Source organism: Halomonas sp. SIMBA_159, assembly GCF_046536035.1.
In the GTDB taxonomy this organism is placed as follows: Bacteria; Pseudomonadota; Gammaproteobacteria; order Pseudomonadales; family Halomonadaceae; genus Vreelandella; species Vreelandella venusta_A.
Map to the genome: position 1 here is coordinate 1 of NZ_JAWJBT010001683.1, position 234 is coordinate 234.

1 protein-coding gene is annotated in these 234 nt (G+C 62.8%); it reads left to right on the forward strand.

Annotated elements, in window-relative coordinates; translation table 11 throughout:
* The coding region (locus tag R0J87_RS24945) for a universal stress protein (protein ID WP_498889715.1) at window positions 1-234 on the forward strand (234 nt) is incomplete at both ends.

Consider the following 234-nt stretch of genomic DNA (forward strand, 5'->3'; position numbering starts at 1 on the left):
GGCTTATGTTCGATCGAATCCTGGTGCCGTTCGACGGCTCCGAGGGCGCCGTGAAAGCGCTCGAAACCGCGGTGCGCTTGCAGCAGGTGCATGATGCCGAGATCCTCATTCTGACGGTCTTCCGGCACCACAGCCTGCTCGAGGCGTCGATGTCCATGGTGCGGCCCGAGAGTCCGGGTAATATGGACGACATCATGCGGGACCACGCCAAGGAGGTGAGCGAGACGGCGAAGG